General features: G+C 43.1%; 24 protein-coding genes. 4 read left to right on the forward strand and 20 right to left on the reverse strand.

What is annotated here, in order from left to right; all coding sequences use genetic code 11:
- Window positions 1–2: 2 nt before the first annotated feature.
- From PXH68_RS05760 to acnA, 4 genes are all read right to left on the reverse strand, one after another.
- A complete protein-coding gene (locus PXH68_RS05760; protein WP_018378296.1) occupies window positions 3–266 on the reverse strand; it encodes a phosphocarrier protein HPr in 264 nt (87 codons plus the stop codon).
- 142 nt (window positions 267–408) lie between these two features.
- Window positions 409–1,602 (reverse strand): NADP-dependent isocitrate dehydrogenase, encoded by a 1,194-nt coding sequence (gene icd / locus PXH68_RS05765; RefSeq protein WP_248028411.1) that lies wholly within the window; start codon window positions 1,600–1,602, stop codon window positions 409–411.
- 2 nt (window positions 1,603–1,604) lie between these two features.
- The gene (locus tag PXH68_RS05770; RefSeq protein ID WP_248028412.1) at window positions 1,605–2,723 is read right to left on the reverse strand and encodes a citrate synthase; all 1,119 of its coding nucleotides are present in this window, start codon (window positions 2,721–2,723) and stop codon (window positions 1,605–1,607) included.
- Window positions 2,720–5,389 carry an aconitate hydratase AcnA gene (acnA, locus tag PXH68_RS05775; RefSeq protein ID WP_248028414.1) on the reverse strand — a complete coding sequence of 890 codons (2,670 nt, stop codon included), beginning with the start codon at window positions 5,387–5,389 and terminating at the stop codon, window positions 2,720–2,722. The genes PXH68_RS05770 and acnA overlap by 4 nt, the downstream gene beginning before the upstream one ends.
- Before the next feature lie 322 nt (window positions 5,390–5,711).
- Between acnA and nrdH the strand changes: the two genes are divergently transcribed.
- The 3 genes from nrdH to nrdF all read left to right on the forward strand — a co-directional run bounded on the left by nrdH (window position 5,712) and on the right by nrdF (window position 9,850).
- The gene (gene nrdH, locus PXH68_RS05780; protein ID WP_158457008.1) at window positions 5,712–5,930 is read left to right on the forward strand and encodes a glutaredoxin-like protein NrdH; all 219 of its coding nucleotides are present in this window, start codon (window positions 5,712–5,714) and stop codon (window positions 5,928–5,930) included.
- A 69-nt stretch (window positions 5,931–5,999) separates the two neighbouring features.
- Window positions 6,000–8,159 carry a class 1b ribonucleoside-diphosphate reductase subunit alpha gene (gene nrdE, locus PXH68_RS05785; protein ID WP_248028416.1) on the forward strand — a complete coding sequence of 720 codons (2,160 nt, stop codon included), beginning with the start codon at window positions 6,000–6,002 and terminating at the stop codon, window positions 8,157–8,159.
- A 731-nt stretch (window positions 8,160–8,890) separates the two neighbouring features.
- Window positions 8,891–9,850 carry a class 1b ribonucleoside-diphosphate reductase subunit beta gene (nrdF, locus tag PXH68_RS05790; protein ID WP_248028417.1) on the forward strand — a complete coding sequence of 320 codons (960 nt, stop codon included), beginning with the start codon at window positions 8,891–8,893 and terminating at the stop codon, window positions 9,848–9,850.
- A gap of 113 nt (window positions 9,851–9,963) precedes the next feature.
- Here nrdF and PXH68_RS05795 read toward each other — a convergent pair whose 3' ends face one another.
- From PXH68_RS05795 to PXH68_RS05865, 15 genes are all read right to left on the reverse strand, one after another.
- Entirely contained in the window at window positions 9,964–10,722 is a 759-nt protein-coding gene (locus PXH68_RS05795) for a DUF3169 family protein (protein ID WP_158457012.1), read from the reverse strand.
- Between the two features lie 54 nt (window positions 10,723–10,776).
- Window positions 10,777–10,995, reverse strand: a complete 219-nt coding sequence (locus tag PXH68_RS05800; RefSeq protein WP_158457014.1) for a helix-turn-helix transcriptional regulator — start codon at window positions 10,993–10,995, stop codon at window positions 10,777–10,779.
- A gap of 12 nt (window positions 10,996–11,007) precedes the next feature.
- Window positions 11,008–11,574, reverse strand: a complete 567-nt coding sequence (locus PXH68_RS05805) for a DUF3267 domain-containing protein (protein WP_248028419.1) — start codon at window positions 11,572–11,574, stop codon at window positions 11,008–11,010.
- A 185-nt stretch (window positions 11,575–11,759) separates the two neighbouring features.
- On the reverse strand, window positions 11,760–11,984 hold the full coding sequence (locus PXH68_RS05810; RefSeq protein ID WP_248028421.1) for a hypothetical protein: 225 nt from the start codon (window positions 11,982–11,984) through the stop codon (window positions 11,760–11,762).
- Window positions 11,985–12,020: 36 nt separating this feature from the next.
- Window positions 12,021–12,209 carry a hypothetical protein gene (locus tag PXH68_RS05815; RefSeq protein WP_248028422.1) on the reverse strand — a complete coding sequence of 63 codons (189 nt, stop codon included), beginning with the start codon at window positions 12,207–12,209 and terminating at the stop codon, window positions 12,021–12,023.
- Window positions 12,210–12,421: 212 nt separating this feature from the next.
- Complete coding sequence (gene alaS / locus PXH68_RS05820) at window positions 12,422–15,040, reverse strand: alanine--tRNA ligase (RefSeq protein WP_248028423.1); 2,619 nt, start codon at window positions 15,038–15,040, stop codon at window positions 12,422–12,424.
- A gap of 205 nt (window positions 15,041–15,245) precedes the next feature.
- Window positions 15,246–15,731, reverse strand: coding sequence for an LURP-one-related/scramblase family protein (locus tag PXH68_RS05825; protein WP_248028424.1), 486 nt, complete (start codon window positions 15,729–15,731; stop codon window positions 15,246–15,248).
- 194 nt (window positions 15,732–15,925) lie between these two features.
- Entirely contained in the window at window positions 15,926–16,915 is a 990-nt protein-coding gene (gene prsA, locus PXH68_RS05830; RefSeq protein ID WP_205031264.1) for a peptidylprolyl isomerase PrsA, read from the reverse strand.
- A 60-nt stretch (window positions 16,916–16,975) separates the two neighbouring features.
- Window positions 16,976–17,695, reverse strand: a complete 720-nt coding sequence (locus tag PXH68_RS05835; RefSeq protein ID WP_248028425.1) for an O-methyltransferase — start codon at window positions 17,693–17,695, stop codon at window positions 16,976–16,978.
- A 76-nt stretch (window positions 17,696–17,771) separates the two neighbouring features.
- Window positions 17,772–18,314 (reverse strand): DUF6630 family protein, encoded by a 543-nt coding sequence (locus PXH68_RS05840; RefSeq protein ID WP_158457032.1) that lies wholly within the window; start codon window positions 18,312–18,314, stop codon window positions 17,772–17,774.
- Window positions 18,315–18,363: 49 nt separating this feature from the next.
- A complete protein-coding gene (locus tag PXH68_RS05845) occupies window positions 18,364–18,840 on the reverse strand; it encodes a hypothetical protein (protein WP_248028427.1) in 477 nt (158 codons plus the stop codon).
- Window positions 18,841–18,842: 2 nt separating this feature from the next.
- On the reverse strand, window positions 18,843–20,645 hold the full coding sequence (gene pepF, locus PXH68_RS05850; RefSeq protein WP_248028429.1) for an oligoendopeptidase F: 1,803 nt from the start codon (window positions 20,643–20,645) through the stop codon (window positions 18,843–18,845).
- A 120-nt stretch (window positions 20,646–20,765) separates the two neighbouring features.
- Entirely contained in the window at window positions 20,766–21,053 is a 288-nt protein-coding gene (locus tag PXH68_RS05855) for a helix-turn-helix domain-containing protein (protein ID WP_248028431.1), read from the reverse strand.
- Window positions 21,043–21,408 carry a type II toxin-antitoxin system RelE/ParE family toxin gene (locus tag PXH68_RS05860; RefSeq protein WP_248028433.1) on the reverse strand — a complete coding sequence of 122 codons (366 nt, stop codon included), beginning with the start codon at window positions 21,406–21,408 and terminating at the stop codon, window positions 21,043–21,045. The genes PXH68_RS05855 and PXH68_RS05860 overlap by 11 nt, the downstream gene beginning before the upstream one ends.
- 51 nt (window positions 21,409–21,459) lie before the next feature.
- Window positions 21,460–22,407 (reverse strand): competence protein CoiA, encoded by a 948-nt coding sequence (locus PXH68_RS05865; protein ID WP_248028434.1) that lies wholly within the window; start codon window positions 22,405–22,407, stop codon window positions 21,460–21,462.
- Between the two features lie 60 nt (window positions 22,408–22,467).
- Between PXH68_RS05865 and PXH68_RS05870 the strand changes: the two genes are divergently transcribed.
- Window positions 22,468–23,034 (forward strand): GNAT family N-acetyltransferase, encoded by a 567-nt coding sequence (locus PXH68_RS05870; protein WP_248028436.1) that lies wholly within the window; start codon window positions 22,468–22,470, stop codon window positions 23,032–23,034.
- A 29-nt stretch (window positions 23,035–23,063) separates the two neighbouring features.
- Here the strand turns inward: PXH68_RS05870 and metG are convergent, their stop codons facing one another.
- Window positions 23,064–25,067 carry a methionine--tRNA ligase gene (metG, locus tag PXH68_RS05875; RefSeq protein ID WP_248028438.1) on the reverse strand — a complete coding sequence of 668 codons (2,004 nt, stop codon included), beginning with the start codon at window positions 25,065–25,067 and terminating at the stop codon, window positions 23,064–23,066.
- Between the last annotated feature and the right edge of the window lie 59 nt (window positions 25,068–25,126).

A 25,126-nucleotide genomic window follows, 5' to 3' on the forward strand; every position in this document is an offset into this window, starting at 1 on the left:
TCTTATGCCAATCCTTCTTTGTCCATTGTTTCAGTGATTGCTGCGATTGCGTCGTCAGCATCAGCACCTTCAGCAGTGATTGTTACGTCAGCACCTTGGCCAACACCAAGACTCATAACACCCATGATAGACTTAAGGTTTACAGACTTGTCTTTGTAGTTCAAAGTGATGTCTGAAGCGAATTTGCTAGCTGTTTGAACAAGCAAAGTTGCTGGACGAGCGTGAATACCAGTTTCTGCCACAATGTGGAAATCTTTTGAAGCCATATTTGGATTCTCCTTTATTTTATCAAAAATTGTAGGTTACCGAATGATAACCCTTACAAGGAGCATTATACCACTTTTTGAAATCATTTTCAAGATTTTTTTGTCCACTTTCAGATTTTCAACTGATAAAAATTGGGAAAAGTTAATCAAGAAACTCAATCGCTTCAATTAAATAATCTACAAATTCGGATGTGGTTTTTGCCTTCACCTGAGAAGGTTGAGCCAGGTCAATCGTAAAGACTTTACTTGAAAATGCACATTCAAGCGCCCGCACAATTTCATCTGCTGCTTCTTTCCAACCGATATATTCCAACAGCATAACCGCAGACAGTAATAAAGAAGAAGGATTGGCTCTATTTTTTCCAGCAATATCTGGTGCCGTTCCATGAGTTGCTTCAAAAATAGCATGGCCAGTTTGATAGTTGATATTGGCACCTGGAGCAATGCCAATTCCACCCACTTGTGCAGCTAGTGCATCACTTGCATAGTCTCCGTTTAAGTTGGTCAAAGCAACAACTTGAAATTTTTCAGGAGCAAGGAGTATCTGTTGCAAGAAATTGTCGGCGATAATATCATTGACGATCAAGTCTCCGCTAGCTAGTTGCACTGGATATTCAGCCTGGGCCAATTCATAGCCCCATTTACAAAAACCACCTTCAGTAAATTTTTGAATATTGCCCTTGTGTACCAGAGTAACCGTCTGTAGACTGTTTTCCAAGGCATAATCAATCGCTGCACGGACCAACCGTTTACTACCTTGTTCAGAGATCGGTTTTACTCCTATACTAGAGGTTTCAGGAAATCGAATCTTCTCGACTCCCATTTCTTCTTTTAAAAAAGAAAGAACCTTTGCCACTTCATCTGTGCCAGCCTGCCACTCAATTCCTGCGTAGATGTCCTCAGTATTTTCCCTAAAAATGGTCACCTTAGTTTTTTCAGGCTCTTTTAATGGACTAGGAACCCCATCAAAATATCGAATCGGCCTCACACATGCATAGAGATCCAACTCTTGCCGCAAGGCAACATTCAACGAACGGTGACCTTTTCCCACTGGTGTTCCCAAGGGACCTTTTATGGCAATCAAATACTCCTTAATCGTCGCAAGTGTTTCATCAGGCAGCGACAGCCCACAAGTTTGAACAGCTTTTTCACCAGCCAAAACTTCTTTCCATTCAATCGATCTCCGTCCATCATAGGCCTTGTCAACTGCCTTATCGATCACTTTTTGTGCTGCGAACCAGATGTCTTTTCCTATCCCATCCCCTTCAATGAAAGGAATGGTGAGGTGATTAGGCACCTCTCTTTTTCCGTCTCTAATCGTTAACTTTCCAACCATAGCTACCTCTTTCCAATAGGGATATACTCTAAATCACGACTTCCAATATAAGAAGAACGCGGACGAATCAACTTGTTGTTCTTACGCTGTTCTTGCACATGGGCAATCCAGCCCGCCATACGACTCATGGCAAAAATCAGGGTAAAAATATCACTATCAATTCCTAGCGCCTTATAAAGTGTTGCCGAATAAAAATCAACATTGGGAATCAAGCCTTTTTTGTGTTTGATGAAATTTTCTACTTCTTCAGACAAGCGATAAAAGGCTTCATCATCAGTCCCAAGCGTGACATCACGCGCCATCTCTTTTAAAAATTCCTGACGAGGATCAACAGTCTTATATACCCGATGGCCAAAACCCATGATTTTCTCCTTGGAATCTAATTTTTTCTGCAGATATCCTTCGGTATCTCCACTCTCTCGGATGGCTAACAGCATGTCAAAGACCCTTTCATTTGCTCCGCCATGTAGCGATCCTTTCAAGGTACTAATCGCCGTTGTAATACAAGAATAAAGGTCCGTCAAAGTCGAGGCTGTCACCCGTGCCGCAAAGGTTGAGGCATTGAGTTCATGGTCAGCATGCAAGACTAAGGCCTTGTTAAATACCCTTACCTGCAAATCCGTTGGCTCCTCGCCATTCAACATATAAAGAAAATTCGCTGCAAATCCCAAATCTGATCGAGGCTCAATCGGAACCAATCCCCTTCTCAAACGAGCAAAAGTCGCGATAATCGTCGGAACTTTTGCCATGATTTGAATCGATTGCTCATACAAGGCTTCAAGCGAATTTTCCTCCGCATGCACATTATATACTCCTAACAAGGAGACTGTCGAACGCAAGACACTCATCGGATGCAAGTGTCTTCGTGACTGAATCAGTATGCATTGCTCAACTGCATCGGAAATCGCATACTCTGATCTCAAGCTTTTTTCAAAATAATTCAATTCAATCTGAGTTGGCAGATGTAGATTCCAGAGTAGGTAGATAACCTCTTCAAAGGAAGCATTGTTTTCCATCAACTCAGCAATGTCATAGCCAACATACGAAAGTCGATCCTCTTCTATCGTACTGATTCGTGTCTGACAAGCAATCGTATCTTTTAATCCCTGGCTTTCTGTCATATCTGTTCTCCTAATTTCTTACGCACAACCATAGGAAGGATGCCCCCGTTTCGATAGTAGCGAATATCAGAAACAGCATCAAATCGTAGTTTAACCCAAAATTCTGTGACTGCATCACCACTCGAAGCCCTCACCAATACTTTTTGACCTACCTGGGGGTGACTTGGGAGCTCAACATCATACCGTTCCCGCCCTGTCAAGCCTAAACTATCTGCTGTTTCTCCATCCAAAAATTGTAACGGCAAGATCCCCATCATCACCAAATTGGAACGATGAATCCGCTCAAAGGACTCTGCCAATACGGCCTTAACTCCCAGCAAATTTGAACCTTTTGCCGCCCAGTCCCGGCTGGACCCCATTCCGTAATCCTTTCCTGCGATGACGATACTACCCACTCCATCCGCCTGGTAGTGCATGGCCGCATCATAAATCGGCATCAGCTGATCCTTATACTTGGTCCAACCACCGATTTTTCCTTCTGCCAGCTCATTCTTAATCCGAATGTTGGCAAAGGTACCTCGCATCATGACCTCGTGATTCCCACGACGGCTTCCATAAGAATTGAAATCCATATAAGAGATGCCGTTTTCTTCTAGGTACTGCGCAGCAGGACTCAAACGTGCAATATTTCCAGCAGGAGATATATGATCTGTTGTTACCGAATCCCCAAACTTGGCCAAGACAACCAAATCCTTCAAGCTTTCGATTGCAAGAGGTCGGTCCATGTATTCAAAATAAGGAGGATTTTGAATATAGGTCGATGCTGAATCCCACTGGTAACGCGCACTTGTCTCTGTCTCAATCGCATTCCAAGCAGGACTGTCGGTAAAGACAGTCTGATATTCTTCCTTAAACAACTGTGGGGTCACATACTTGGCAATATAGTCTTCAATTTGATCACGACTTGGCATGATATCCTCTAGGTAAACAGCCTGTCCATCATGGTCTACTCCTAGCGGATCTCTTGTCAAATCCAGATTCATATTTCCAGCGAGAGCGTAGGCAACAACCAGAGGTGGACTCGCTAGATAATTTGCCTTAATCAACGGATTAATCCGGCCTTCAAAATTTCGATTGCCTGACAACACAGCCGCAACCAATAGATCTTCTTCTTGAATCGCCTCTGCAACTGCGGCAGGCAAATCACCCGAATTTCCGATACAAGTGGTACAGCCATACCCAACCAAGTGAAAACCTAGCTGATCCAAGTAGGTCTGCAAACCAGATTGACGCAAGTACCCTGATACAACTTTGGAACCAGGTGCAAGGGATGTTTTAATTGATTTCGAGACAGATAGCCCCTTCTCCACAGCATTTTTGGCCAAAAGGCCTGCTGCAATCAGAACCGATGGATTGGAAGTATTGGTACAGGAGGTGATGGCAGCAAGTGCGACATGTCCTGTTGCCAGTTCCTCTTTTTGACCATCCATTTCAATCGTTACCCGTTTCAAATTTTCCTCTTGATCCAAGCCAAATCCTTGGACTCCGACCGGATTGGTTAAACTCGCCCGAAAAGCTGATGCTGCTTCTGACAGTTCAATCAAATCCTGCGGACGTTTTGGACCAGCTATTGACGGCCGTAATTGAGATAAGTCTAGTTCGATGATTTCAGTATAGGTTGGATGCATTTCATCCTGATAAAATAAGGAGTTTGCTCGAGTATAGGTCTCTGTTCGCTCGATTTGCTCCTGGCTTCGATTGGTCAAGGCCATATAAGCCAAGCTTTCTTCATCAATCGGGAAATAGCCACAGGTCGCTCCATATTCAGGAGCCATGTTCGCTACTGTCGCACGGTCTGCCAAACTAAGCTGGGCCAAACCAGGACCAAAAAACTCCACAAACTTGCCGACAACATTGGCTTGACGTAATAATTGGGTCACCTTCAAAGCTAAATCCGTAGCCGTTGCCAGTTTCGGCATTTTTCCAGTTAATTTCACACCAACTACTTGCGGCACTGAAAAATAGGAGGGTTCGCCCAACATGGCTGCCTCTGCTTCAATCCCACCAACCCCCCAGCCAAGAACCCCAATACCATTAATCATAGTAGTGTGACTATCTGTTCCAAACATAGAATCTGGATAGAGCAGCCCATCTTTTTCGATGATCACTTCACTCAAAAACTCTAGATTCACTTGATGAATAATGCCCGTTGCAGGAGGGACTGCCCTAAAAGATTGAAAGGACCCTTCAGCCCACTTCAAGAATTGATAGCGTTCATTGTTTCTTTCAAATTCTAATTCCATATTCTGCTGAAAAGCAGACTCCGTCCCAAAAACATCTACCTGAATGCTGTGGTCAATGACCAGATCAACTGGGATTTCAGGATTGATTTGCTCTGCACTTCCTCCGCCTTTGACCACGGCATCCCGCATGGCAGCAAGATCCACCAGCACAGGAACTCCTGTAAAATCCTGCAAGATAACTCGACTTGGTTTGAAGGGGACTTCACCAGTTGGATGCTCCGCTTTATAGGAAACCAAATTTTCTACGTGATATTTTGTAACATCCACATCATCTAACTGTCGAATCAAACTTTCTAAAAGAATACGGATAGAATAAGGCAATTCTCGAATATCTCTTCCCTTAACTTGACAAATCTTTGCAATATCAAAATAAGAAAAGTTCTTTCCATTTAGGACAATTGTTGATAAAAAGTCGTTTTTCATAGCCTACTCCTTTCAGTTTTGTATATTATACTAAATCAGCTCAACCTTGCAACCCTTTTCATCACTTCATATGTTATGTTTTGTGACATTCCCTTTTTTTTCATACTCTAAAAGATAGATAGGCTTGATTTTGACCATTTTCCCCTTTGCAGAGCGTTTTCTTCCTTGTTTTACACAATATCTTGTATAAGAAAATGTTCACGAGCACAATATTTAGTAATACATTCAAGCTTAGACCTTGACTTTAACCACAAAATCTTGTATCCTAGACTGGTAACAAAATTGGGATTTTTTATTTCCCCAAGAACAAAGGAGAACGTGAATGGTCACTATCTATTCAAAAAATGATTGTGTACAATGCAAAATGAGCAAGAAATTTCTTGACCAACACAATGTAGCCTATACTGAAATCAACCTAGATGAGCAACCAGAATACATCGAACATGTGAAAAGCCTTGGTTTTTCATCTGCTCCTGTCATCGAAACAGAAACAGAAAGTTTTTCAGGTTTCCAACCTACAAAATTAAAAGCATTGGTCTAAGCCTATGTTTATTGGAAGAGGCTAGTTAGCCCTACTTCCTTTTTCATTTTTATAGAAAAGAGATTGTATATGAGTTTGAAAGAATTAGGCGATGTGTCCTACTTCCGTTTGAATAACGAAATCAACCGTCCTGTCAATGGGCAAATCCCTCTCCATAAGGACCAGGAAGCCTTGACTGCTTTCTTCAAGGAAAACGTCATTCCAAATACCAAGCAATTTGATTCTATCTTGGACAAGATTGCCTTCTTATTAGAAGAAAACTATCTTGAGAAAGAATTCTTGGACCAATACAGTCCAGAATTTATCATCAAAATTAATCAATTCTTGAAAGACCAAAATTTCCGCTTCAAGTCTTTCATGGCAGCTTACAAGTTCTACAATCAATATGCCCTTAAAACAAACGACGGTGCCTACTATTTGGAGAGCATGGAAGACCGTGTTCTCTTCAACGCCTTGTATTTTGCAGAAGGAAATGAAGAGTTGGCCTTGAACTTGGCTAACGAAATGATCCATTTGCGTTACCAACCAGCTACTCCTTCTTTCCTCAACGCAGGTCGTGCCCGTCGCGGTGAGTTGGTATCGTGTTTCCTCATCCAAGTCACAGACGATATGAACTCGATCGGACGTTCCATCAACTCTGCTCTGCAATTGTCCCGTATCGGTGGTGGTGTTGGTATTTCCCTCAGCAACTTGCGTGAGGCAGGCGCCCCAATCAAGGGCTACGAGGGAGCAGCTTCTGGGGTTGTTCCTGTTATGAAACTCTTCGAAGACAGCTTCTCCTACTCTAACCAACTTGGACAACGCCAAGGGGCTGGGGTAGTTTACCTAGATGTTTTCCACCCAGACATTATCGCCTTCCTTTCAACTAAGAAGGAAAATGCCGATGAGAAAGTGCGCGTGAAGACCTTGTCGTTGGGGATCACTGTTCCTGATAAGTTCTATGAGTTGGCACGTAAAAATGAAGATATGTACCTCTTCAGCCCATACTCTGTTGAATTGGAATACGGTGTGCCTTACAGCTACCTTGATATTACTGAAAAATACGACGAGTTGGTAGCAAACCCACGCATTCGTAAGACAAAAATCAAGGCACGCGACTTGGAAACAGAAATTTCCAAACTCCAACAAGAGTCTGGCTATCCTTACGTTATCAACATCGATACAGCTAACCGTAGCAATCCTGTTGACGGCAAGATTATCATGTCCAACCTCTGTTCAGAAATTCTACAAGTCCAAACACCAAGTGTTATCAATGACAAGCAAGAATTTTTAACAATGGGTACAGATGTGTCATGTAACCTTGGTTCAACCAATATTGTCAACCTCATGAAGTCACCTGACTTTGGACTATCCGTCCGTACCATGACACGCGCTCTTACTTACGTTACTGACCATTCGCACATTTCTGCAGTGCCGTCTATCGAGGCTGGAAATGAGCGTGCGCATTCGATCGGTCTTGGTGCCATGGGACTTCACTCATACTTGGCACAAAACTTGATCGACTATGGATCAAAAACGGCTGTGGAATTTACCAATATCTACTTCATGCTCCTCAACTACTGGACCTTAGTAGAATCAAATAACATTGCTCGCGAACGCAAGGCAACCTTCCACAACTATGATAAATCAAAATACGCTGACGGCACTTATTTCGATAAGTATGTGACTGGGGACTACCAACCGCAATCTGACCGTGTCAAAGAACTCTTTGAAGGTATTTTCATTCCAAGCGGACAAGATTGGGCTGACCTCCGTGAGAAAGTCATGGCAGATGGTCTTTACCACCAAAACCGTTTAGCTGTTGCGCCAAACGGATCAATCAGCTACATCAACGACGTTTCTGCTTCAATTCACCCAATCACACAACGGATTGAGGAACGCCAAGAGAAGAAAATCGGAAAAATCTACTATCCAGCTTCAGGTTTGGCAACTGAGACCATTCCATTCTACAAATCTGCCTACGATATGGATATGCGTAAGGTCATTGATGTCTACGCTGCTGCAACAGAACACGTCGACCAAGGTTTGTCACTCACTCTTTTCCTTCGCAGCGAACTTCCAAAAGAACTCTATGAATGGAAAAAAGAGAACAAACAAACAACGCGTGACCTCTCTATCCTTCGTAACTACGCCTTCAACAAAGGCATCAAGTCAATCTACTACATCCGTACCTTTACTGATGACGGCGAAGAAGTCGGCGCAAACCAATGTGAATCTTGTGTGATCTAACGTAGCAAGATTAGCTGTTGATAAATCAACTAGCTAATCTACGCTAACCGCTATCGGCGGATTAGCTAGCTACCTTACTAACTGCGAAACTGAAGAAATATCGTCTTCAGTTTCTACGTGTCGTAAGATGTGAGGGCGTTTCAACAGTCTGGGAGACTGTTGAAAGTTGGAAATGAGAAAATAGGAAATACCGCAGAGATGTCTTACATCTCATAGGGATTTATCTTTTTTGCCAAATCCTTAGCCCGAACTCGATTTCGACGTAGCAAGATTAGCTGTTGGCAAACCAACTACCTAATCTACGCCAACCGCTATAAGCGGATTGGCTAGCTACCTCACTAACTCCGAAACTGAAGAAGAAATATCGTCTTCAGTTTCTACGTGTCGCAATATACTAATACCAAAACATCTAATGAATGAACGGTACTGACTATATGGTCAGTACCTAAGCGGCTTACTACCTCGAAAAATCGTTAAGTTCGAACGACTTTTCTCAGGTCGTAACTTTCACAAGTCTAGCTGTTGGCAAGCCAACTACCTAATCTACGCTAACCGCTATGAGCGGATTAGCTAGCTACCTCACTAACTCCGAAACTGAAGAAATATCGTCTTCAGTTTCGGAGTGTCGTAAGACACTAATGCTAAAGCATCTAAAGAACGTCCTTGGGGCGTTTTTTAGCAAAAAATATGATACAATAGTGTAGATATTTCTAGAAAAGAAAGAGAGAAATATGGAAACCTACTACAAAGCCATAAACTGGAACGCCATTGAGGATGTGATCGACAAGTCAACTTGGGAAAAGTTGACTGAGCAATTCTGGCTCGATACACGTATCCCATTATCAAATGACTTGGATGACTGGCGTAAACTGACTGCTGAAGAAAAAGACCTGGTTGGTAAGGTCTTCGGTGGCTTGACCCTCTTAGATACCCTTCAATCTGAAACAGGAGTACAAGCTCTTCGCAACGATATTCGTACACCGCATGAAGAAGCTGTTTACAACAACATTCAGTTCATGGAGTCAGTCCATGCCAAGTCTTACTCTTCTATCTTCTCAACCTTGAACACCAAGTCTGAGATTGAAGATATCTTTGGATGGACCAACAGCAATGAATACTTGCAACGCAAGGCAAAGATTATCAACGAAATCTACGAAACAGGTACACCGCTTGAAAAGAAAGTAGCCAGCGTTTTCCTAGAAACCTTCCTCTTCTACTCTGGTTTCTTCACGCCACTCTACTACCTTGGTAACAACAAGCTGGCAAACGTTGCGGAAATCATCAAGCTGATTATCCGTGACGAGTCTGTGCACGGTACCTACATCGGTTACAAGTTCCAACTTGGTTTCAATGAATTGTCCGAGGAAGAACAAGATAAACTCCGCGACTGGATGTACGACTTGCTCTACCAACTTTATGAAAATGAAGAAGGCTACACACGCTCCCTCTATGATGCAGTTGGATGGACCGAGGAAGTCTTGACTTTCCTTCGTTACAACGCCAACAAAGCTCTCATGAACTTGGGACAGGATCCACTCTTCCCAGATTCAGCAGATGATGTCAACCCAATCATCATGAACGGTATCTCAACCGGTACATCTAACCACGACTTCTTCTCCCAAGTCGGTAACGGCTATCTTCTTGGTGAAGTGGAAGCTATGCAGGACGATGATTACCTTTACGGTTTGTAAACTATTCAAAAGCACATTAAAAGTTTCACTCATTAGAGCGAAACTTTTTTATTTCTTTTAGAAAAGCTAGCGCATTTCTTCTGACTTGAACCTGATGAGTCCATTTGAGCCTGTTAACGGTAATAAGCTTGAACCGACTTAACCTGTAGTAAATTGATATAAATATGCACAATAGCCACCACTAAATACCCCAAGACTTGAGCCTGACCGGTCGCAGCACTAACCGCAAATACCAATACATAGAGCAGAGGCAAGATACGAAAATTCAAATTAAAAACAATTTGATGACTGTTTACATAGTAGGCCTGTCTTTCTCCCTCATCCAGCGAGTTAAGGTAATCCACCATATCCTCATCCGTTGCAAACAAAGATAGCTTGTAATGACGAACCATATTATTCAATTTAACAAAAATAAACTGCAGACCAATCATGACAAGAAACATGCCAATTTCAAAAAATGAAAAGAAAAAACTCAGACCCTCCTTGTCACTATGGATATCATTTCCAAGTAAGAGACAGACAACAGCTAAACTCGCCAAAATATTGACAAGTACAGACAAATAGCCTAATTGCCGATGCGAAAGATTGTACAACCGTTCATACTCCTCCTCATTATCTTCTGAACAAGCTTGAAAGGCTTTCTGAGAAGCTAGAAAGCGATAAACCACATAAGCTGCTGCAATAAGCAGAGCCACTTCAACACAGCGTAAGGCAGTGAGCAGATTGTCCATGGTCAGGAAAGCTGGCAACTGTTCAAATTCTCTAATCGCTCTAAAAATTCCCGCAAATGCACCAATTAAGATTCCACTAATAAAATGAACACTATTTCTACGAATCCTTGCCTTTTTCTTATCTGACTGATTTGATACCATATTACTTCTCCTTTACTGCTACTAAAAAACTAGGTGAGACACAACAAAATCTTGTCATGATTCTTCCCCTCCCACTAATTGAAAAACTGATTCAAGCGGTTCATTAAAAATTTGTGCAATCCGCATAGCGATGACCACCGAGGGTGTGTATTCGCCCCGCTCAATCAAGCTAATGGTCTGCCGTGATACCTCTGCTAACTTTGCTAGCTCTGTCTGATTGAGACCATCTCTGGCTCGCAATTCCTTGAGCCGATTTTTTAAGACATATTCCATGAGTTTTCCTTTCTAGGCTTGGTATATAATCAAGCCTGTTTCTGTGTCTTCGACAGCTATATTTTCCTTGGCAAACTTAACCAATAAAAGATAACTATAGTAGAAATCCCCCACACAAGATGCAGCGTGCATGGTTGCCAGCATGAAGTAAAGAGTACTATTCATCATCCCCAAACCTGCTAACATTGTCAATCCCAAACTAATCACAACAAAGGGTGCCAAGCTGATTACTAACATTTGCATCCGATTGTAGAGCGAACCTGGACTGGTCGCATAGGCCATGCCCGATTTCCATTTAAACCCATATTTGACAGGATTTTCAAGACAAAAAACCTTGAAGAAGATCCCGTGAATAGCCTCGTGTACAACTATTAAAAGAATATAGATAGGGAAAAGCAACCATACCTTAGATACAGCCAGTTCCGAGTATTGCGAACCATTAGCTATCAACCAACTGCCTATCATTCCAAATACGAAGGCAAATGGAAAGATGAGTGCCACAGCAAGAATATTCAAACCCCAGACAAATTTCTTATTTTCCATGATATTAACTTCAAATAATTTCATTTTCGCTTCCATGTTTCTACTCCTTAGATTTATTTTTATAAAATAGCAGAGCTGTCACCAATGTCGCCAGCAATGGAGGAAATAGATAACTTATCCCAGTTTAACTCATCTCAAAGCCTAGCCAATATAAAACTTTAAACACCAGAATATTGATCAAAAATAAGCTTAGGAAAAGTACCAACACTTTCATTCCGTTTTTATTTGTCTGACTCATTTTTCTTGTCCTTTTTTCTACTGAGAGAGATTTCCAAAATCCATATAGACCACATCATCATCGCCAAGGGCATCATGTCCATCTCCTGACCAAATACAAATATTTGAACGAAACTATACATCAAGTATAGTGCAACTAGAATCTGCACTCCACGAACAACAGCTGTTCCTGTAATCAACATTCCTTTTTTATTGCTATTGTTTTTCATAACTTTCCACCACTTACTTTCGACTAATTTTTCCTTTTACTCTTTTCTGCTACCTAGTTTCCTCAAGCGCTCATCTGTCACTGCGATGGTGCAAATAGCAAGAACGACATGGGTTTTATCCAACTGCTGCCACTTCATAATGTCAGCCAGCAGGACAAAAACAAGATAGATGATAGCGATAAGTTGTACAAAACGTTTGATGTCAATTTGATTTACCTTTTTCATAATTGTTTCCTGCTTTCTGTTTATTTACCTGATAAATTCGTTTTCATCTCTTTATCTTGATATCATTGTAACACTTCCTTTTCTTTTTGACAACTATCTTTGTCAAAAAAACAACAATTTTTGTCAAAAAGTTTATGAAGTTTGTCAAAATGACTAGAATAACGCGCAAAAAACTCTTCTACCCATTGGATAGAAGAGTTTTTCAGTATAGATTACAAGTTTTCTGCTACGCTGTTCAAGAGGGTTTGGATGGCAGAGGCATCACTACCACCGGCCATAGCCATGTCTGGCTTACCACCACCACGACCTGCTACGATTGGAGCTAGGATTTTGATGAGGTTCCCTGCATGAACATCGCTTGATTTGCTGGCTACAAGGACATTGACCTTGTCACCGATTGCAGCAACCAAGACCAAGACATCTGAGTAGTCTTTTTGTTTCCAGTTGTCAGCGAAGGTACGGAGGGCACCTGCATCTGATACTTGGACTTGGCTGGCAATGTAGCGAATGCCATTAGCATCTTTGACATCTTTGAAGACATCACCAGCAGCGGCTGCCGCTGCTTTTTCTTTCAGAGCTGCATTTTCTTTTTGCAGATCACGAACTTGCTGAGCAAGACTTTCAACCTTGTTTGGTACTTCCTTGATCTGTGGTGACTTGATCGTTGCCGCTACTTCTTTGAGGGCATCTTCTTGGTCACGATAGGCAAGGAAGGCTTCACGGCCTGTTACCGCAATGATACGGCGAGTGCCTGAACCGATACCTTCTTCTTTCAAAATCTTAAAGATACCGATTTCAGCGGTGTTGCCAACGTGGGTACCACCACAGAGTTCAACAGAATAATCACCAATTGTCACCACACGGACTTCTTTACCGTATTTTTCACCGAAGAGGGCCATGGCACCCATTTCCTTAGCTGTGTCAATATCAGTTTCAACCGTCACAACTGGAATGGCATTCCAAATTTGCTCATTGACTTCTTCTTCAATACGACGAAGTTCTTCCGCAGTAACTGCCTCAAAATGCGTAAAGTCAAAGCGGAGGAAGTCTTGCTCGTTCAAGGAACCAGCCTGCGTTGCATGCTCACCGATAATATTGTGAAGAGCTGCATGGAGCAAGTGAGTTGCTGTGTGGTTCTTCTCAACACCCTTACGGCGTTTTGTTTCAATTTCAAGTGTGTAGGTTTGACCAACTGAAATGCTTGCGGACAGTTCAACTGTGTGCAATGGTTGACCATTTGGTGCTTTCTGCACATCGATGACAGTTGCAACAATATCTCCAGCAGCATTTTTCACAAAACCATGGTCTGCAACCTGACCACCCATTTCTGCATAGAATGGTGTTTGGTCAAAGACAAGGAGGGCTTGACCTTCTGAAACTGCTTCTGTACGCTCATTATCAGCCACAATGACAGATAAGCTTGCCTCAAGAGCTGTTTGCCCATAAACAAAGGCCGACTCTTCTGTGATAGCAGCCAGGGTTTCATTTTGCATACCCATTGAACCACCTTTGACAACTGAAGCACGGGCACGGTCTTGTTGCTCTTTCATAGCCGCTTCAAATCCCGCAATGTCAAGGGTCATACCACGGTGCTCAGCCAATTCTTCTGTCAATTCTACTTGGAAACCATAGGTATCATAGAGTTTGAAAATGTCACGACCATCAATCTCAGACTTGCCTTCTGCCGCCAATTTGTCCATCAATTGTTCAGCAAATTGTGAACCTGTATGGATAGTACGAGCAAACGACTCTTCTTCACTCTTAACAATCTTCTCAATGAAGGTACGTTTTTCAAGTACTTCTGGATAGTAGCTTTCCATGATATTGCCAACTGTCTCCACCAATTTGTACAAGAATGGCTCCGTAATACCCAAACGTTGACCATGCATAGAAGCACGACGAAGGAGACGACGAAGGACATAACCACGGCCTTCATTTCCAGGAAGGGCACCGTCACCAATGGCAAATGAAAGAGCACGGATGTGGTCTGCGATAACCTTGAAGCTCATGTTGTCGCCATCTTGGTCATAAGTCTTACCAGAAATCTTTTCTACTTCACGAATGATTGGCAAGAAGAGGTCCGTTTCAAAGTTAGTCTTAGCCCCTTGGAAAATAGCTGCCAAACGCTCCAAACCAGCGCCCGTATCGATGTTTTTATTTGGCAATTCCTTATACTCAGAACGCGGAACAGCTGGGTCTGCATTAAACTGGGACAATACGATATTCCAAATCTCGATATAACGGTCATTTTCAATATCTTCTTCCAAGAGACGGATACCGATGTTTTCAGGGTCAAAGTCAGTACCACGGTCAAAGAAAATCTCCGTATCTGGACCAGAAGGGCCCGCACCAATTTCCCAGAAGTTATCTTCAAGCGGAATCAAGTGGCTTGGCTCAACACCAAGAGCAATCCAACGATTGTATGAATCCACATCATCAGGATAGTAAGTCATATAGAGCTTGTCTTTTGGAAAGGCAAACCATTCTGGGCTTGTCAAGAGCTCAAAGCCCCACTCAATCGCTTCATCACGGAAATAATCACCAATAGAGAAGTTACCAAGCATTTCAAACATGGTGTGGTGGCGGGCTGTCTTACCAACGTTTTCAATATCATTGGTACGGATAGATTTTTGAGCGTTTGTAATCCGTGGGTTATCTGGAATGACAGAGCCATCAAAGTATTTCTTTAGGGTTGCCACACCAGAGTTGATCCACAAAAGAGTTGGATCATTTACTGGGACAAGATTTGCTGAAGGCTCAACAGAGTGACCCTTTGATTTCCAGAAATCCAACCACATTTGACGAATTTGAGCAGAAGATAAATTTTTCATAAATTAAGATACTAAGGGCGTTAAGCGGACACCGTCAAAATAGGAAACCTGACGAAGACGCTTGCGTCTAGGAAGGGTTTCTCTTTTTGACAAAGTCCGTAGCCCGAGTTCATTTCAGAATAAACTCGATGCCCTTTCCTTTCATAAGTGATAGTTAGGCGGATTCAATTTAACGAAACAGTTAAACTGAACAATTATTTTAAGATTAAGTTGATGCATCTTCCATCATTTCGACGTAGTCAATTGCGACCACCAAGGAAATGACCAAATCTGCATAGGAGTCCTCCATTACAGTAACGGAGTAATGAGAAGTTAAATGAAAGAGTTCTTTGGAGATTTCGGCTACGAGCATACCATCTGGCCTTTTCAAGCGAAAATCCAAATCCCAGATATTTCCGTCTAGGATTAAACCTAGATTTTCCACAGTATAGCGATCCTTGAAAAAAGTAAATTCCTTTTGCAAGTAGAAAGAATGACCATCTGCCATATCAATGGTAAACTGGGGCAGGAAGGTCAAAAACTTCTTAGTAATCTGACAAACTTCCCCACCTCTGGAATTGGTCACGATAAATCGTTTTGGAATTTCGAGAAAAGATCCCTCCACTTGATAAGCAAGATTCCCAAAACTATCACGAATATCAAATTTTTCACCACCAAAGGTAAAACGCTGTTTCACTTGAAATTGCTTCATGATAACCCTCCAAAAAAAATAACAAGAAACCAAACGAAGGGCGAAAAACCGCGGTACCACCTTCATTCAATGACTTGTCATTCTCATTTCATAACCTGTATTCAATTGTAGAAATTAAGTAGCAAGAAGGAAGTCTGTCTTGGCTCGCAACAACCGCCAAGTTTCTGAAATCAGAGTATTCCTTCCAATCTTAATTATTCACCTGAAGAACTTGATTCCGTCGTGCTAGATGCTTCTGTTGAAGAACTAGACTCTGAAGTTGAAGAACTTTCAGTAGTGGATGTGATGTATTGTGAAAGAACGTTTTGGAAGGCTGCATCTTTCACTTTCACGTTTGCATCTTGAAGGGCTTGCGAAACAACACCTGCGATGAAGGTTGAATCAGCCTGTTTTTCTTTCAAAATAACTTCTTTCAAGATGTCTTTGTAATCTTCCCAGTTTGAAGATTTTTCTGTTTTGGTATTCAATTTCACAACATAGTAAGATGTTGTATAGGTTGTCATATCAACAACTGTTACAACTGATGCTCCCACTTGACCTTCATCCAAGGCAAAGATTGCTGTTTGGACTTCTGTTGGAATATCTGTTGAGGTTGAGTCGAAGGTAACAGTTCCACCATCTTCTTTAGTGGTTGAATCCGTTGAGTTATCTTTTGCCAATTGGGCAAAATCAGCACCATCTTTTTGTGCTTCAGCCAAAATCTCTTTAGCTTTTGTTTCATCATCTAGTTTAATGATTTGGGCAGTCACTTCTGGTGTATAAGCTTCATAAGCAGCTTGGTAGTTTTCATCTGTCAATTCTTTTTCTGCGGCTTGTTTTACTGCATACTCAACCAATTTGTTGGTACGGATTTGCTGCTTGTAAGTTTCAGCTGTCAAACCTGCAGATGTCAAGGCTGCTTCAAATGAATCACCATATTGTGAAGCCATTGTGTCATAAGCTTCATTGACTTCTGCATCTGTGACTTTATCGCCATATTTTTCTTCAAAAACTTCTGTAATAACCATAGACAAGAGAACTTGTTGAGCAGAAGAGTTTGTCTTCACTTGTTCATAGAACTCAGAAACAGTAATCGTTTGACCCTTCATGGTCACGATGTCAGTATCCGTTGAACTTGAGCAAGCTGCAAGAGTCACTGTTGCCAACAAGGTAACAGCTCCTGCAATGAGTTTTTTTGTCTTCATGTATGTGTTACTCCTTTTTTCTTTAACTCAATTATTATATCATAAAACCTTAAAACTTGCTTAATTTTCATCAGTCAAAAGGTCAACTTCCTCCACATTTTTACGGATTAAGAGCAAACCATCGCTGATGGAGACTAGGCTGGCTGTCAGATCAGGGTGTTGTAAGGTTGCATCAAACAACTTATGCAGGCCACGATAGATAGTTCGCTGCCCCCGTCTCACTTCTTCAATTGGCAAGGCAACATCTCCGCCTTGGAAGATATCATCAATCACAATCATGCCACCTTTTTTCAGTTTTTTCAAAACATCCGGCAAAAAGACGATGTACTTAGATTTGGCAGAATCCATAAATACAAAATCATAAGAGCTATCATCCAAGCCGGGCAAGATATCCTGCGCCTCACCTTCCAAAAGTTGAATCTGTTTTCGCTCATCGAACTGAGCAAAATTGCGCTTGGCCAAGCCAATCATCTCCTCATTGCGATCAATGGTCGTAATCCGAGCCTCAGGGCAATTTTCAGCCATTAGTAAGGCAGAAAAACCAATCGCTGTCCCAATTTCCAAGATATCCTTGGGCTGGATAGACTGCAAGAGTAGACGGAAAAAAGCAACAGTCTCATGCGGAATCACAGGGATGTTTTCTTCTTGAGCAAATTCCGCTAGTTCCTTCAAAAATCCGATATTTGGCGCCTGTTTTGTACGCATAAAATCCACAATTTCTTCCTTAACAACTGGACGGCGCATATTGTGGTTTGCATTTTTTGAATAAGTTTCAACCATAATCTTCAGTATAGCACAGGAACAGCATAGGGTCAAGGAAGATAAGGAAAAACCACCTCCCATAGGAGGCGGTTACTTAGCCCGCAATTTGAATACTAAATCCAAGTCGTTCTGCCAAATAGCTGAGCTTCTGCATTTGATCTAGCTTACTAAGGAAGAAATAATTTTTCTCATCATTGAGATAGATGGCACCTACTACCGCATCTTGCAAAAGCAAAATGTGATTGATATTAGAAATCCACTTCAACTGACTATCTCTCGTGTCCAACTGGAAGAGCTTAGACCAGAGAGTGATTCCTGAACGCTGCATAAAGGGAACTTTGTCAAAACCTTGAATGAAGCTAGACAAGAACTCAGTCTGACCTGTCACAACAATATAGTTGCGTTGAATGAGCAGATAGACCAAAATATACCATAGATTGTTTTTTTCTGAGTCCGTAAATTTCTCCAACAAATCTTGGAAGAACTCAGGCGCAATCAAGGTTTCCAGATGGTCCAATAAGGCTTCTGGATCTTGTGCAAAAACAATTTCTTTGAGTTGACGGTAAACAATCTCGTCACCTTCTGATAGAATATCCGCAATCTCAAAGATATCTTGGAGAGATTCTTCTGTAAACATGCAAACTCCTTTCATTATTTATTTTGTCGCTGTCTCGACATTGCTTTTCTTAATAAAATTGTACATCATCCGCAAATTCCCAAGTGACATGGGGGGCTTGCTCTTGGATGAAATGATAGACATCATTGAAGTCAAATTCTGCTAATTTACCCACAGGCATACTGATTAAAAATTGACGATTCGCTCCATAAAAGAGGAAATCTTTTTTCAAGATGACATACTGCAGCCCCTCGCTCTGACGAACCACATATTGAATAGAAACAATATCTTCCCAACTAAAGTTAGACCTTGGCCCAAACATAGTCGGACGTAGTTCGACACCCTGTTCTCCAATCACAAGGGCTGGTGCTTGTCTTCTGATAAAAATCCCCCAGCCAGTAAAAACAAGGGCTGAAATCAATAAAACTAGAGCCATTAGGAACCGATTCTCCCCAGTCTTGGAGTGAGTCAGTAAACCCAGGACAATCACAAATAAACAAGCTGCCGTCGCAAATGGAATCAGACTAGAGCGGTTATAGGAAATCATCTTTATAGGTGCACACCTTTCTCAACAAGAGCTTCCAACTCTGTCAGGCGGGCTTCAAAGACCTTGAAGGCATCATTGAGATAGTCTTCCTTGGTCATATCCACGCCAGCTTTTGCAATGACATTGAGTGGGTAATCAGAGCTACCTGCCTTAAGGTAGTTGAGGTAGTTTTCCTTATCCTCTGGGCTACCATTGACAATCTTGTCTGCCAAAGCAGACGCTGCCGCAAAGCCAGTTGAATATTGGTAAACATAGAAATTGTAATAGAAATGTGGAATACGAGCCCACTCGTACTGAATCAGTGGATTTTCTTCCGCAGACAAGCCGTAATACTTCTCGTTGAGCTCACCATAGAGCTGGTTGAGGAAGTCCGCTGTCAAGACCTGACCTTCTTGGTCTGCTTTGTAAATAGCCTGCTCAAACTCTGCAAACTGGGTTTGACGGAAGACAGTGCCACGGAAACCGTCTAGGTAGTGGTTGAGAATAGCAAAGCGGGTCTTGTCGTCTTCGACTTCGGCCAAGAGCTTCTCTGTCAAGAGATTTTCGTTGGTGGTGGAAGCAATCTCCGCCAAGAAAATTGAATAGTGACCATAGACATAAGGCTGGTTCTGACGAGTCAACATAGAATGGAGCGAATGCCCTGTTTCATGAATCAGGGTGTACATATTGTCCAAGTTGTCCTGCCAGTTGAGGAGCATGAAGGCATTAGTGTCATAAGCACCACCTGAATAAGCTCCTGAACGCTTGCCTTCGTTGACATGGACGTCAATCCAGCGGTTTTCAAAGGCTTCTTTGACAATGGCCGCATACTCATCACCAAAGATATCCAATGTATCGGCACAGGTAGCCAGGGCCTCTTCATAGGTGACTTTTGTATCTGTGCTCGAAAGTGGTGTGTACATATCGTACATCTTGAGATCATCGATTCCCAAGAGTTTCTTACGCAAATTGATGTAGCGGTGCAAGAGCGGGAGGTGCTTGTTGACTGCTGACACTAATGTATCGTAAACGGACTCTGGAATAAAGTTGGCAGAAAGGGCTGCGTGACGGGCAGAGTCGTACTTCCGCAAACGAGCTTTCAGGTTATTGACCTTAACGTTAGACTGGAGGGTCTTAGCGTAGGTATGCTGGAACTGCTCGTAGGTTTCGTAGAGTGCCTCATAGGCCTCTTGACGCACTTCACGGTTTTTGGACTCCATGAAGGAGATATAGTTGCCGTGAGAGAGAGGCACCAACTTGCCGTCCTCATCTGCGATTTCTGGGAAACGCAGGCTGGCATTGTCCAAGACAGAGAAGGTTTCAGACGGGGCATCAAAAATCTCGCTGGTCGCCGCTAGAACCTCTTCTACTTCCTGTGACAAGATATGATCCTTGGCTGCCAAGAGTTTTTCAAATTGATGGCTGTACTGACTCAGTGCTGGCTCTGCTGCCTTGAAGGCTTCCAGTTGCTCCTCAGTAATCGCCATAAATTCTGGCTCATAGAAGGCGAAGGCTTGTGAAAAGGCTGAATAAAGGGCCAAAGCCTTGGCTTGAAACTCCTGATACTTGCCTTCACGAGTGTCCTGGTCGTTCTTCATGGACGCATAGACATAGAGCTTTTCAATGCGACGCATGAGGCCAAGCTGGGTTTCACTAATTTCCAAGAGGCTCTTAGCAGAGTCTAGCAAATGGCCTGCAAACTCCTTTGTCTTTTCTGTTTCTACTTGGAGTTCAGCCAACTCAGCTTCCCAAGCCTCATCTGTTGGGAAAATAGTGGCCAAATCCCACTGGTATTTTTCTTCGATTTCATGACGTTGTTGTGACATAAATAAAATCCTCCGTTCCCATTATTTTACCACAAAAAAGCCCCTCTTTCCATTGGAAAGTGAGAGGATAGACTGGTTATTATACTAAAAATCTTTGTAGGATAGAAGGTCATGAGCATCTTATCTATTCTCTAAGGGAACAACGGCTAGGGTTTTTCCTAAGCTAGCTAAAACCTTCAAGACGGTATCCAATTGCGGATTGGTTTTGCCTGTCTCCATTCTGGCAATAACTGGTTGGCTCACTCCACTTAATTCCTCCAGTCTTTTCTGGCTTACTCCCTGCTCATGCCTTGCCTTTATGAGCGCGCTCATAATAGCCACACGCAAATCACTTTCTAGAATCTCTTCCGCACTAAAGAGTTCCGACCGAACCGATTGCCAGTTAGTACCAATTGCACTATTTTCCATTCATTTTTCCTCTTTCTTGTAGGTCTGCTAACTCACGTTGAGCCTTTTCAATTTCTCTCCGTGGTGTTTTCTGCGTCTGCTTCATAAAATGATGCAACAAGACAAAACTACCGTCATACCAAGCAACAAATAAAATCCTATCTCTCAAGGGACGTAACTCCCAAATATCCCCCTCCAAGTGCTTCACATAAGGTTCCCCAAGTCGAGTTCCCAGTTGACTTAAAAGCTCAATATAGTCATTTATTTTATTCAGTTTAATCCTGCTCTCTTTCCCCTTTTTAGAAGCAAGCTCCCTCAGATACTCTAAAATAGGCTCCTTTCCATTCTTATCCTTATAAAAATAAATAGTGTACATTTCTGCCTCTTTCTATATATTATAACTCAAAAGTTATCGCTTGTCATTCTTTTATTCTACTTTTTTCCAATAAACTGCTGGTGGATAAACCGTTTGTATCCGCTTGTCCTTGACTCCTGCATAATACTGGTCAAAGGCTGGGTAGAGGGAGCTTAAGTTTTGGCGGATTTGGGCAAAGCCAATAGCAGAGCGGGGCAGGCGGATTTGGGGATAGAAGTCAGCCAAGGACTGACTGAGCAAGTTTTTCCCTTGCTGGTAGGCCTCCGCCTGCAAGTTCATCCACTTGGGCACGCGGTAATAGAGCTGCTTGGCAACATAGTCCAGCAAATCCTGATCACTCGAACAAGTAAAATGGGACAAGGCTTGCTTGGCAAATGGTGACCGCAGAATAGCTAGCAAGTTCCCCTGACCAAATGAAAAGGTCTTGGTCAACTTGTGGACCTTACCATACCAGTCCTCGTGAATCAGGTAGTGCAACCGCAGCTCCTCCTGCTCCGCATCCAGTTCCCAGAGATGAAAGCCCATATTCATACTAAAATACAGAAATTGCTTGTGGAGATTGGTCAACCGTTCTCCAAGCCAAAGGTCCTTGCCCAAGAGCCACAGAACAGCCATGCCTGCCTGCTGATAGGCCTCCGTCCGCTCCTGCAAGCGTGAAATAGACAGGCTGGAACACTGGACTTCCAAGGCCAGTTGTTGATTGACTAAAATATCTGCCACCTGCTTGGTTGCAGGCAGATAAGCCTCCAAGTCTACCTCTTCCTGACCCTGTAACCACTGATACAGACTGGACTTGAGGCTCAGGTGCTGGGCGGATTCATTCTCGGACCAGAAATCACAATCCCGCAGGGTTTGATGGGCAAAGTGCGAACGCAGAATTTTTCCAGACCGATAACGGACCTTGCCCGCACAGGCTGGGCAGAAATACTCTTCCTTTTTTACCTCTGGTTTTTCCAAAAGATTGACAGTTTTTCCTTTTTGATCGACGGCTACTAACATAGACTCTCCTTTCCTTATTAGTTCGGAATTTGTGGTAGAATGGTGGAAAGGAGATAGAAAATGACAAAAAAATTTGATAAATGGGAAAAGGACGGCTTCATTCTGCAGTCCTTTCAAGCGGGCTTTGCGGAGAAGTATTATGAGGACTGTTTTACCAAGCCTTCCGCTGAAATTGATCGCCTGACGGGGAGTTCGGGGACTTATAAGAAAGAGGATGTTGTCAGCTACTACAACCGGATTGTTACTGACCCTGACCGGTTTGATTTTATGCTGATCGCACCTGACGGGACCTTTATCGGCGAGTCGGTCATCAATGAACTGGATAGGGAGAACAGCTCTGCTAACTTTCGGATTGTTATCTTTGACGAGGGCTATCTGGGACAAGGTCTGGGATCTTGGGCAGTTGAGAAAACCAGGGACTTTGCTTTTGAGCAGGTCGGCCTACACCGCTTGGAACTGGAAGTTTTTTCCTTCAATCCGCGTGCCAAGCGTTCCTATGAAAAAGCTGGCTTTCGTTTGGAAGGCATCAAGCGTGACAGCCAAAAGACAGCAGACGGCTACGCCGATACCCTTATCATGTCTATCTTAGAAGACGAATGGAAAGCACTCAAAAAACCAGCTGATTAGGCTGGTTTTTGTGTCTTTTCTAAGCAACCTTACCCAATCTGACTGCCGTTTGGCACAGATGGATCTACTGTTAATAATGTTAAATTGCCGTCGTGTTCGGCTGAGAGGATCATGCCCTGACTGAGCAAGCCCATCATCTTACGCGGCTTGAGGTTGGCAACGATTTGGACTTTCTTGCCGACCAACTCTTGCTCATTTGGATAGTACTTGGCGATACCTGACAGGATTTGGCGGTCCTGTCCGTCACCTGCGTCCAAGCGGAACTTGAGCAGCTTGTCAGAGCCCTCCACCTTGGCCACTTCCTTGACTTCGGCCACACGGATTTCCACCTTGTCGAAGTCCTCGAACTTGATTGCAGCTTTCTCGTTTTTGAGTTCCACGTCAGCTGGGTTCCATTCTTTTTCTTCCTCTTGGGAAATAGCAGAGCTGCCACCCATTTGGGTTTGGATATAGGCGATTTCTTCTTCCATATCCAATCGTGGGAAGATAGGTGTGCCTTTTTCTACCACTGTCAAACCAGCTGGAAGACCTGCAAAGTCGAGATTTTCAAGGTCAAATGCTGTTCCCAAACCAAGCTGTTCCATAATGGCATTTGAAGTGGTCATCATGAATGGTTGAATGAGGTGAGCCACCACACGCAGACCGGCTGTCAAGTGAGCCATGACTGCTGCCAACTTGTCACGGTCCGCTTCGTCCTTAGCCAAGACCCAAGGTGCAGTTTCATCGATGTACTTGTTGGTACGGGAGACGATATTCCAAACAGCTTCCAAGGCACGTGGATAGTCCACAGCTTCCATGTAGGTGTGGTAGCTTGCCAAGTTTTCAGCTACAACTGCTGCCAAGTCCGCATCAAAATCCGTCACATTAGCCACAAAAGTAGGTACCTGACCACCGAAATACTTGTTAATCATAGCAACCGTTCGGTTGAGCAGGTTTCCAAGGTCGTTGGCCAGTTCGTAGTTAATACGACCAACATAGTCTTCTGGTGTAAAGGTTCCGTCAGAGCCAACTGGCAGGCTACGCATGAGGTAGTAACGTAGTGGATCCAGGCCAAAACGCTCGACCAGCATTTCTGGATAAACCACATTGCCCTTGGACTTAGACATCTTGCCGTCCTTCATGACAAACCAGCCATGAGCAACCAAGCGGTCTGGCAACTTCATATCCAACATCATAAGCATGATTGGCCAGTAAATGGAGTGGAAACGAAGAATGTCCTTCCCGACCATGTGGTAAACTGTTCCATTCCAGAAGGTGTCATAATTGGCTGTCTCTTCCTGACCATAGCCCAAGGCCGTCGCATAGTTGAGTAGGGCATCAATCCAGACATAGACAACGTGTTTAGGATTAGACGGAACAGGCACGCCCCAAGTAAATGAGGTACGGGATACAGCCAAATCTTCCAAGCCTGGCTCGATGAAGTTTTTCATGATTTCATTGAGGCGACCATCTGGCTGGATAAAGTCTGGATGAGCATTGAAAAACTCAACCAATTTATCCTGATACTTGCTGAGGCGGAGGAAGTAGGACTCTTCTGATACCCAGGCAACCTCGTGACCGCTCGGAGCAATACCACCTGTTACCTTGCCGTTTTCATCTCGGAAGACCTCTTCTAATTGGCTCTCGGTGAAAAATTCCTCGTCTGATACGGAGTACCAACCAGAATATTCACCCAAGTAAATGTCGTCCTGCGCCAGCAATTTTTCAAAAACAGCCGCCACCACTTCCTCGTGGTAATCATCAGTCGTGCGGATGAACTTGTCATAAGAGATGTCTAGCAAGTTCCAGAGCTCCTTGACGCCAACCGCCATGCCGTCAACGTAGGCTTGCGGTGTTAGACCAGCCTCTTTTGCCTTTTCCTCAATCTTCTGCCCGTGCTCATCAAGCCCTGTTAGATAGTAGACTTCATGCCCCATAAGGCGTTTATAACGAGCCAAAACATCGCAGGCAATGGTCGTGTAGGCTGAACCGATATGAAGTTTTCCAGACGGATAATAAATCGGTGTGGTGATATAAAACGGTGTTTTTGTCATGTTTTTTTCCTTTCAACTCAGGGCAAATGAAACCCTGTTCTTGATAACATCCCATTTTA

The sequence above is a fragment of the Streptococcus sp. 29896 genome (genome assembly GCF_032594915.1).
GTDB lineage: Bacteria > Bacillota > Bacilli > Lactobacillales > Streptococcaceae > Streptococcus > Streptococcus suivaginalis.